This is a genomic window from Victivallis sp. (assembly GCF_048170485.1).
Taxonomy (GTDB): Bacteria; Verrucomicrobiota; Lentisphaeria; order Victivallales; family Victivallaceae; genus Victivallis.
Map to the genome: position 1 here is coordinate 1 of NZ_DBEXAY010000104.1, position 9,712 is coordinate 9,712.

Consider the following 9,712-nt stretch of genomic DNA (forward strand, 5'->3'; position numbering starts at 1 on the left):
TAAGACAGAGGCTTCGAATTCACACGTTTTTCGCATGTGGCATATTATCGGCGAATGTCTGGAACGTTCGCGGTCGATGGAAGGTTGGGAACGATGGCTTACCCGCTGCCGGTGTGAAGTGCTAGAAAATATCTTTTGAAGAACAGAAACAGAGATACAATAAGTTTTGATTTTAGCAAAAAACGACACCTATGGTTACATGGGTAAGGGGAATTACGCTTCGAATATAAGAAAAACTGGAAAAAAGTTACAAAAGTGGCTTGACAAAACCTAACATGGAAGGGGGTGAAATGATGGGGATTCGAACGGTGTTCCCGGGATTGGCACTGCTGGCGGCGGGCCTTTTGCCCGCGGCGGACTTTCAGACCGATTTCAGCGCCAGTCCGATTGCCGGCATGAAGATTGTCCGGCGGGCGACGGTAACGGACGGCGTGCTGAAGGTGCAGAACGGCGGCAATGTAGTGTTTGATCAGAAGGCGGACAAACCCTTCCGGATTGCATTCCGGGTGCGGGTCAACCAGTTTCTGGAGTCCCGCAACCCGCCCTACTTCTCCCTTGTGCTCCACGGGGAGGATAGTTATCAGGGGCGGTTCATGTTCCGCGGAGACAACATCATCGAACACTATCTGTTCAAGAACAACAAGCGCCGCCAGGGGTTCGGCGGAATCAGCAGGTACTCCGTCACCCCGGGCGAGTGGCTGCAGCTGGAACTGACGGTCATGAAGAGCTTCGTCCAGCTCTCCTGCGACGGCAAGGTGATCAGCACGGCGAAATACGAAGGGTTGATTCCGCTGGAGAGCATCTCCTTCGGGACCTACAACACCGTCTGGGAACTGGATGACCTCTCCTGCTCGATCCTCCGGGAAGAGGCGCCGAAGACCGTGGCGAAACCGGTGTTCCGCATCGATTTCGACCGGAATCTGGAGGGGCAGGATCCGGCGGGCGCGGCGGTCAGACCGGTCCGGGCTTCCGGAGTTGTGCTGGAGCCGGGCGTGGAGGGGAAGGCATTGAAACTCTCCGCCGGGAAGGGGGAGCTGGTGTTCGATCTGCAGCAGCCGCTGGATTCCCGGGTCGGCGGTCTGATGTTCTGGGTAAAGGCGCCGCGCGGTGGCCGTTTTTTTCAGTTGGCGGACAGGAACCGGGTGGTCCTGTCCGCATTCGGGGGAAACGGTCAATACCGGCTGCAGGTTGCCCGGAAACAATCGGATAAGCCGCTGGAGTATATCCGCACCGCCCCGGGAACGGGGGGCGACTGGGTGCTGATTGCCCTGAGCTGGAATCCCGATCATATCGCGCAGTACTACATCAACATGATTCCGTACGTGGTGTCGTTCACACCGATGCAGCGGGTGCCTGAATTTCTGGACGCCGATCTCGACGGCATCCGTCAACTGCGTTTCGCGAGCGACTCCCGGGAGGGCTGCGCCATTGACCGGCTGCGGCTGTTCCGGCGGCCGTTGACCAATCAAGATGTCTACCGGGAGTATCGGCAATTCATGCCGATCGACATGGTGATGAAAAGTCAGATCGTCCCCGCCGGTTCGCCGGTGAAACTTGCCGTACAGGGGGCGCCGGCCGGCGGCTTCACCCGGCCGCTGCGGGTGCCGGAAACGGAGGAAAAAACGACGGCACAACCCGTATCGCTGTCATTTCAACTGACAGACATGCGCGGCAACACCCTGCTGAACAGCCAGAAAGAGCGGAAGATCGAGTCGTTACAGGAAATTGAACTTGAACCCGTGACTCTCGCCGCCGGGAAATACCTTCTGCGCTGCACCGTCAATGGCGGCTACAGCCGCTCCTGGCCGCTGACCGCGCTCCCTCCGCAGAGCATCCAGGAGGAAAGCGATTCGCCCCTCCCGGTCGGGAAATCCGTCTTCTGCCGGGAATTCTCCGATCCGGCGGCCGAAGGCATTTGGAAACAGGGGCCGCTGACCCGCTCCGATGACGGGAAATATCTGGAGATGGGGGCCGGCAAAAACGACCGCATGAGCATCGAAATCACCTTTCCGCGCTCCGTCCTGGGCAAACCCGTTGCGCTCGACATCACCTGGCCGGATGACAAGACCCGCACCATGGGCTGGTACATGTATCCCCGCGGGATCCCCAGCAACCGCGACCGTCTGCAGAGCGGTGTCGCCGCCGGAAGCGAATTTCCCAATTCCGGGCGGCTGGTCACCACCCGGCACATCTTCTATCCCGGAGTGGAACAGTATCTCTTTGAATGCCGTACGCTGGCGGCCGACATGCCGGCCGCAATCTCGAAAATCGAAGTGTTTGAACTGCCGTCGGGACTCCCTTCGTTGAAGGTGCGTACTCCCCGGAGCATGCCCGGCCGCGCATTTGGCTTCTACGACGAAGATCAGACGTTCACCAACAACCTAAATGCCGACGCGATCCATCCGAAATCGCCGGTGTATCAGGAGATGTTCCGGAAAAGTTTCGGGAGCATCCCCTTTTACACGGAGGAACTGATCCGGTATTTCCGCTATACCGGCATGAATACCGCGCATCTTCCGCTCTGGAGGTACAGTTTCAGTTACTTCCCGCTGGAGGGGCAAACCGAGTCCATGCTCTATCCCGGCATGGGGACCGGGACGGTCGATTATGTCATCAACTCCCTGCGTGCGAACGGAATCCGGCTGATCGCCAATATGAATTACAAGAATCTGCCCGACATCGCGACCAGTTACGGCAGAGTGGACCGCGACTTTCGCCGGGAGGGGCTGGAAATGCTGGACCGGTACGGCGACTCGATCAACCGTTATCTGTCCGGCGAACGCCGGGGCAACATCGCCCATCCGGAATATTTCCGGCTCTTTTCCACCTACTTTGAATGGCCGCTGCAATGCTATGCGAAAAATCCCGGCTTCGGCGGGATCTCCTTTATGATGAGCCCGATCGCCACCTGGGATTCGCTGGAGTACGGCTACGACGACTGGACCGTGAACCGCTTCTCCCGGGAGACCGGGATCGCGGTCCCGGAAACGTTGCGCGAACGCTACAGCTACCTGACCGGAGAGAAGCGTTCGGAGTGGCTGAAGTGGCGTTCCGAACAGGTGACCTCATTCGTACGGAAACTGCGGGCGCTGCTCGACCGCTACAATCCGGAGCTCAAATTATACCTCTCCATTCCGCAGGACACCGGGAAAAAGAACACCGCCGATCCCCAGGCCGCCCAGAACCAGCAGGAGCCGGTTTCCGGGAACTACGAGAATTACGGCATTGACATTGACCAGCTCAAGACGGTGCCCCGGGTCTCCTTCACGCTTTCCCGCCATCCGACCGCCCGCCGCCACGACTTCTTCTGGGGGAAACCGGAGAGCGACTACTACGAAACTCTCTATATCCAGGGGGATGAAGAGTCCAGGCGGTATTTGACCGATGGCGCCGCCGGCGCTGTCCTGTCCGGACACACCTATTTTGAAACATTCGTCAAGCCGCTGAACAAAAACTACTCCTGCTACTTTGAAAATGCCGACATCAAACCGCACGGCCGCTGGTATCTGCGGGAGCTGGCGTTTGCCGTCGGCGCCTTTGACGCGCTGGAGTACATCGCCGGCGGGCAGCCGCTCAATACGATCGGCCGGGAGGAGGAGTCGCGGGAGTTTGCCAGAGCATTCCGGGCGCTGCCCGCCCGGCCTTTCCGGCAGATTCCGGGCGTCTCCGATCCGGTGGTTGCACGCGCGCTCCCGACGCCGGAAGGCACCTATTTCTACGCGGTCAACCTCTTCCATGAGGAGGCGGTCATCGAAATCGATCTGCCGGAGGCGATCCCGTACCAGGATCTCTCGACCGGCCGGGAGAGCGGGGATTCCCGGATCCGGCTGCAACCTTTTCAGCTGCGTTCGTTTCTGATTCCCGGCCGGGAGATCGTTCCGCGGAGCGTGCGGCTGGTTTCCGTCGCCCCGCGGGCCGGTGAGTTCTACCGGGAACGGCTCCGGACGCTCGAAGAGATTGCGCGTCTGCTCGAAAAGGGCGGGCTGAACACCGCGCCGGAGCAGAGAACGATCGAACGCATGCGCCGCGAACTTCAGGCCGGACATTACGCGGAGCTCTACCGGCTGGCGTTCTCCCGGCAGATGAACCAGCTGATGTTGAAACAGAAGAATCTCTCGTACTTTCTGCGCAAACAACAGCAGACTGCCCGGGGAAACTACGCGGTCAATTGCGGGAGTTCCCTCTTCTACGACGCGCCCGGCGGGAAGCTGTTCTTCCCCGATCAGAAGTTCGACGGGGAGTATGGCTACGAGGGGCGCTACAGTTCGATCACGCGCGACATCACCGGGTTGAAAGAGACGGAGTTCCCGGAGCTTTTCAAAACGGAGGCTTACAATCTCGAACAGTATCGTTTCCGGGTGCCCGACGGGCGCTATACCGTGGTGCTGTATATGAAGCCGGGATTCCAGCCGAACTTCGAGCCGGAGAGTTACATCTTCACGCTCCGCATCAACGGAAAACCGGTTCTGAAAAAGTACGATCTCCACCGGGAGACGGGCGGCGACTTCCTGCGCCCGCTGCGTGTGGAAATTCCCGACATCGAGGTGACCGGCGGCAATCTGCTCCTGACCTGGAACCACGAGCAGAAGCGTCTGACGCCCGGAAGTACCACGATCTGTCTGGCCAATGCCATCGAAGTGATCCGTCAGTCGAAATGATCCATGCTCAACAGAGATGAGGTGCGATTATGAATGTTGTCCGAACTCGCGAACAACGGGAAGGTGGCCGGCCGGGCGCGCCCCGCTTCCGGCCCGGCTCCCGGAATTTTACCCTCATTGAACTGCTCATCGTAATAGCGATCATCGTCATCCTCGCGGGGATGCTGCTTCCGGCGCTGAACAAGGCGCGGAACACCGCAAAGCGGATTCAATGTGTCGCCAATCTGAAGGCGCTGAATACCTGCGTCACCTACTATCAGCAAGATCACAAAGGGTTCTGCCTGCCGGCGCAATACGTTGCAATGAGGGAGACGCCGTATGGAATCTCATGGCTCGAACAGATTGAATACGCCTATATCCGCAATACCGCAAAAAATGAAGACCGGGTTCTGTTTCAGCGGATGAACTGCCCCGCCACCATCCGCTCCCGCGGGCTGATTTCCGGAACATCGCTCTCCTGGTACAACGATTTCATCAAGGTCTATTCCTACCGGATGAACTCCTTTTTCGGCATGACGGACAACGCCGATCAGAAATTGGAGGCCGTGATGTCCGGCCAGGTCAAACACCCGTCGAAACGGCTGGTGCTTGCGGATAAAATCGAGGGCATGAAAAACGCCTACTTCTACATTGACGGCCTGTCGAAACCCATCGGCGGCTCTCACCAGGGCATGACCCCGATGGCGATGCTGGATGGAAGCGTGATAACCCGGAGGAGTCTGGAAGTGAACATCCCGGGGACGATTCCCGGCGTGGATTCCCCCGATTCTCTCACTCCGGCGGTGGAGTTCTTTTCCGGCGGAGTCGCCTGGGGTCTGCTGATGCCCCATTCCTCCTATCGGGAACTGCTCTATCTGTGGGGGCCGTGGTATAACGGAAAAACGGTGGATTACCGGTTTGATTATCCATAAGAGGTGTCGAAGATGCGTTATATATGGCTCCTGGTGCTGCTGGCGGCCGGCGGAATCTGCGGTGCGATCGAAAAAACTCCGCCGCAGATCATCGAAGCGGCCTACACCGCAGAGGAACCGGATGCGGCGATGCGCGGCGCCATGTGGAAGAGAGCAACGCGCCACTCGTTTCTGCCCTACACCGCCGGGCGCTGGTATCGGGAGATCGAGGAGCGTCATCAGACTGCACGGAGGGTGCACGCCCCCGCCACGGTCCGTTTCCTCTGGAATGAGAATGCGCTTTTCGTCGGGATCGAGATGAGAGACGCCGATCTGGTGGATGAATCCACGGCGGATCAGACGCACATCTTTCTGCAGGCCGATTCCGTCGAGCTCTTCCTGAAATCCGCCGGTGCGGCGGATTACTGGGAGATCTACGGGAGTGCCGGAAACCGGAAGACTTGTTACCACTTCCCCTCGCGGGGGCGGCTGGGGCTGAGCAGCAACAACCGGTACCGGGCCACCTTCACCGTGACGAGTCTTTGCGACGGGAGCCTGAACCGGTGGCAGGATGTGGACTCCGGCTGGACGCTGTTCTTCAAAATTCCGGTGGAGGAGCTGACGCGACACGGTGCCCTCTGGCAGAATGGAACGCGATGGCAAGTGCTGCTGATACGACATAATTTTTCGGTGAATCTGCCCTGTCGTGAAGTGACGGTATTCCCCGCATTCTCCGCGGAAAATCCCCATCTTTACGAGCAGTGGGGCACGCTGGTTCTGAAGAGGGAGGAGACGCGGAAACCGTGAAGGAATACCAGTATTACATTTTCGACATCGACGGAACGTTGACCCGCTATCGGGAATCCGTGCGGCAGGAGAACTTTCTGCATCACAATTTTCTGTTTCCGATTTTCCGGGACATGCTCGTGGAGCGCGGCATGCCTTCCGTGGAGGCGGAACGGCGCATCGGTCAGGTGACGGAGCAAATTCCGTTCTGGGATTACACCGACTTCATTGCGGAATTCCAGCTGCCTCCCCGGGAAACGTTCCGGCGACTGTGGCAGTGGCATGTGGAAAATATCGAGGTGTATCCCGATGCGGTTCAGCTGGTGCACGATCTGGCGGCCGCCGGAAAAACCCTCCTCGTCGTCAGCAACAACCCCTATCTGGGGTGCTGCTGGAAATTGAAGCGGTGCGGGCTGGCGGACGAGTTCGGCTCGCATGTTTTCGCCCGGATTCTCGGCACGAACATCCTGCGCGGCTGCAAGTGCGAAGAGGGGGTCTGGCAACGCGCTCTCTGCCAGATTCCGGACGATCCGGCGCGCATCTGCACGGTCGGCGACAATCCCGTCGAAGACGGCGAGATTCCGCGGAGATACGGCGTCGGCAATACGATCCTCTTCGACCGGAAGGCGATTCTCCGGGGAATCGATCAGAAAAAAGAACATCAGGAACATTGCAATTGAACATCATGAATCAGCAGGAACAACGCAGGAAGGTTTTGGGAGCATGGTTGGGGAAAGCGGTCGGCGGCACCCTGGGGCAGCCGTGGGAGGGGTGCGACGGCCCGCTTGCATTGCGCTTTTACGATCCGGTACCGCAGGGGATGATGCCGAATGACGATCTGGATCTTCAGGTGGTATGGGCCTGCCGGCTGGCGGGGGACTGGCAGGGATGCGTCTCGCGCGCCAACTTCGCGGATGCCTGGCTCCACAACATCGATTTTCCGTGCGATGAATACGGCGTGGTGATTCGGAATCTGAAGCTCGGCATCCCCGCGCCATGGAGCGGAATCTACGACAATTTTTTCACCGATGGGCTGGGCGGCGCCATCCGCTCGGAAATCTGGGCCGTTCTGGCGCCGGGCGATCCCGTTCAGGCCGCCCGGCTGGCCGGAATCGATGCGCAGCTGGACCACGCCGGCAACGGCATCTACGCCGAACAGTTTCTGGCGGCGCTGGAGAGCTGTGCATTCACAGAGGAGAATCTGGAAAAACTGATTCAGGCCGGACTGTCGGTGATTCCGGCGGATTGCGCCCTGTCTCACAGCATCCGGGATACCGTGACCTGGTGCCGGACAACCGAAGACCCCGCCACAATCCGGCAGTGGATCATGAGCCGATATGGCAGCGACAATTTCACCGATGTCAAGATGAATCTCGCTTTCGTCACCGCGGCACTGCTGCTGGGAAAGGGCGATTTTGCGAAAACGGTCTGCACCGCGGTCAATTTCGGTCAGGACGCGGATTGTACAGGGGCGACGGCCGGGGCGATTCTGGGAATTCTCAATCCTGACGCGATTCCTTCAGCCTGGTTGAAACCGATCGGCCGGGCGCTGGTTCTCAACGAGGGGATCACCGGCATTGAACCGCCTCCGGATCTGGAGGCGTTCAGCGATCTCCTGCTCGGGTTGCGCGGCAGAATCCGGGTGGATGAGAGTACGGCGCCCGAACCGGATTTTTCCCGGTTTGAAATTCCCTGCTGCCAATCGTTTTTCCGACCGTGGTTCGCCTCTGATTTCCGGAAATTCGCGCCGCGTCCGCAACAGGGAGGGCGCCGTCTGAGGCTGCCCGGAAATCTGACCGAAGTTGATTTCCGCGAGCAGCCGGGCGAATCGCTTCAAATGCTGGAGATTCCGTTCCAGCTGGAGAGGGAAGAGCGCGTGCGGCTTGTCGTCAATACGCCGGCCAACCTGCTGGTGTGGGTGGACGGCACATTCTGCTTCGGACGGAACGGAGGCGCGATGGTGCCGGCGTTTCACCGGGCGCTGATCAATCAGATGGCGGATCTTGTCCTGACGGCGGGGCGTCACCGGCTCTGGATCGGGTTGGCGCCGGCGGCGCCTGCGATGAAACGGGCGCCGCTGTTCTTCGGCTTGGCCGACGTGCAGAATCAATGGATTCCCCATGCCTTTCTGCGCGGCGAAACGGTCTGACCGGGAGCGGATTCAACGGGTGCGGGAGTTTGCGCGCCAGCTCGAATCCGCCTGACTGGGAATTCCAAACATTTCCCTGTCATCTGCGTCTGTCCCGCTCGCCCAGGGGGGTCAACCGGTTCCGGCGTCCACTTCGTCTGTCGCAAAAATCCGGTTGCGATACCTGCCGGGCGAGCATCCGTACTGCCGGCGGAACACCTGAATGAAATAGGCGGTATTGGAGTAGCCGACCATTTCGCCGATTTCCTGAATTTGAAGCGTCCGGTCCGCCAGCAGCGCCACGGCCTTCTGCATGCGCAGATAGGCGAGGTAGGATTGCGGACTCCCGGGATAAAACTTCTCCCAGTCCCGGAACAGGGAACGGCGGGAGATCGAAAATCGTTCACAGAGTTCATCGAAATTGAAGTGTTCGTTGAAATGGGCGCAGAGATAAGCTGCGACATTGCGGATCCGGCTGTCCCGTCGCTTGTCGGCATCTTTTTGAAGCAGAACCAGCGTAATGAGCTTGTAGGCCCCCAGATCGATTCGCTCCGCCATGCCGCGTTGCTGGGAACAGGGGATCAGATCCCGCAATCCTTTGATGGTCTCATCGATTTCCGCAGTTCGTTCGAACGCCATTCCCGGCAGGTCCAACGGGATGCCGTTGGCAAGAAATTGCGGAATCAGTTTCGCCGAGTATTGGAGGTAGAGCGCGTGGCGATGTCCGCGGATTGTGAATGAATGGCGGCGGTTCGGCATTTTGATGAACAGGTGCGGAAACGGGTAGACAAACTTCTTCCCATTCAGAAAATCACAGGCGGCCTCCTCCTCTTCCGATTTCAGCCGGAAGCAGAATTCCACAAAATCGTATCCCGGCATATTCAGCCGCTCATATCCGATGGAGCGCAGATATCCGATCTGCTGAACAGGAAAGGGAAACTGAATATCCCGCCTCTGCAACAGATCCGAATAGGAGATGATTCGTTCTTCCGTCATACCATTCCTCTCAAGAGCTTTCCTTCTTCCCCCGGCATAAGATACACGGCCTTTCACACGATGCAAATGCGGAATGCAGAGGAACGTGGACAGATTTGCTTTTTCAAGAGAATATGGCACTATATAAATATTTTTGGCATTATTCTTGTATTGACAATTCCATGAAATTGGTCCATAATTTATATATACAAAGGGAGCAGAGAGTTGCAAAATGAATGAATTTGGGAAAAAAATCCTCTCCATACTGATGACGG

6 protein-coding genes are annotated in these 9,712 nt (G+C 58.4%); 5 read left to right on the top strand and 1 reads right to left on the bottom strand.

Features of this window, described 5'->3' with window-relative positions; translation table 11 throughout:
• Positions 1 to 290 precede the first annotated feature (290 nt).
• From ACMLHG_RS05435 to ACMLHG_RS05455, 5 genes are read left to right on the top strand one after another with little or no spacing between them, the layout of a single operon-like run.
• A complete protein-coding gene (locus tag ACMLHG_RS05435) occupies positions 291 to 4,658 on the top strand; it encodes a malectin domain-containing carbohydrate-binding protein (protein ID WP_417169824.1) in 4,368 nt (1,455 codons plus the stop codon).
• A 29-nt stretch (positions 4,659 to 4,687) separates the two neighbouring features.
• Positions 4,688 to 5,569, top strand: coding sequence for a prepilin-type N-terminal cleavage/methylation domain-containing protein (locus ACMLHG_RS05440; protein ID WP_417169825.1), 882 nt, complete (start codon positions 4,688 to 4,690; stop codon positions 5,567 to 5,569).
• 12 nt (positions 5,570 to 5,581) lie between these two features.
• Positions 5,582 to 6,355, top strand: coding sequence for a sugar-binding protein (locus ACMLHG_RS05445; protein WP_417169826.1), 774 nt, complete (start codon positions 5,582 to 5,584; stop codon positions 6,353 to 6,355).
• A complete protein-coding gene (locus ACMLHG_RS05450) occupies positions 6,352 to 7,014 on the top strand; it encodes an HAD family hydrolase (RefSeq protein ID WP_417169827.1) in 663 nt (220 codons plus the stop codon). The genes ACMLHG_RS05445 and ACMLHG_RS05450 overlap by 4 nt, the downstream gene beginning before the upstream one ends.
• 35 nt (positions 7,015 to 7,049) lie before the next feature.
• Positions 7,050 to 8,483 (top strand): ADP-ribosylglycohydrolase family protein, encoded by a 1,434-nt coding sequence (locus ACMLHG_RS05455; RefSeq protein ID WP_417169828.1) that lies wholly within the window; start codon positions 7,050 to 7,052, stop codon positions 8,481 to 8,483.
• A gap of 111 nt (positions 8,484 to 8,594) precedes the next feature.
• On the opposite strand, the gene ACMLHG_RS05460 is transcribed toward ACMLHG_RS05455, so the two are convergent.
• Positions 8,595 to 9,458: a helix-turn-helix transcriptional regulator gene (locus ACMLHG_RS05460; RefSeq protein ID WP_417169829.1), complete on the bottom strand. Its 864-nt coding sequence runs from the start codon at positions 9,456 to 9,458 to the stop codon at positions 8,595 to 8,597.
• Positions 9,459 to 9,712 lie beyond the last annotated feature (254 nt).